The following is a 908-nucleotide window of genomic DNA, read 5'->3' as shown; positions in this document are numbered from 1 at the left end:
GAGGTCGCAGTGCGGCGAAGCCCTACAGGCCTGCCCCGCAAACTCAAGTGAATATTTTCGGGCGCAGGCGTCCGCGGGTTTCGGCGCATGGGCGCCGCGGCCGGGCGGCGCGGCCCGGCTGCGATCGCGCGGCGGCGTGTGCCGCCGTCACAGCCGGGCGGCCTGCTCCATCGGGATGCGGCCCTTCGGCTTGGGCCGGCCCTGGCCGGCGGTGGCGTCCTCCCAGCCGCCGGGCGGCGGCGGCACCGTGACGGCGTCCTCGGGCGGGGTCAGCGGCACGAAGCTCTGGGCGGCGAGGCGGGCGGCCGTCAGGGTCTGCTGGTCCATCCGCTGGGCGAGGTCGTCGCGCTTCTTGGCGGCGTCCTTGTCGCCCCGCTGGGCCGCGACCGCGAACCACTTGTAGGCCTCGGCGAGGTTCTGCTCGATGCCGATGCCGCGGGCGTAGAGGATGGCGAGATTGTACTGGCTGTCGGCGACGCCGTGCCGGGCCGCGCGGGTGAACCACTGCGCCGCCATGGCGAAGTCGGGGCGGCCGTCGATGCCCTCGGCATACAGCACCGCGATGTTGTGCATGGCGTTGGCGTTGCCGCGGTCGGCCGCGGCCTGGTACCAGCGCCGCGCCTCGGCCAGATCCTTCTTCACGCCCTGGCCCTTCTCGTAGAGGCTGCCGAGGCGGAACTGGGCCGGCGCGAGGCCGAGATCGGCGGCGCGCTGGAACCACGGCGCGGCGGCCGCGAGGTCGGCCGGCACGCCACGCCCTTCGGCGTATCGCATGGCGATCTCGAAGGCGGCGGCCGGGCTCTTCTGGGCGATGCCGGCGAGCAGCGGCTTGGTGGCGAGCGGACCGGGCAGCGTCTCGGGCCACGCCTCGGCCGGCCCCACGCCGGCCGTGGTCGCGCCGACCGGGG

At 75.2% G+C, this 908-nt stretch carries 1 protein-coding gene; it reads right to left on the bottom strand.

From position 1 onward, the window contains the following. Window positions 1–147: 147 nt before the first annotated feature. A partial coding sequence (locus tag CH341_RS31560; protein WP_146604718.1) for a tetratricopeptide repeat protein occupies window positions 148–908 on the bottom strand: 761 nt, incomplete at its 5' end.

It is taken from the genome of Rhodoplanes roseus (genome assembly GCF_003258865.1).
Taxonomy (GTDB): Bacteria; Pseudomonadota; Alphaproteobacteria; order Rhizobiales; family Xanthobacteraceae; genus Rhodoplanes; species Rhodoplanes roseus.
Note: the sequence above shows the minus strand (reverse complement) of the source record. Positions and strands in the feature narration are given on the sequence as shown.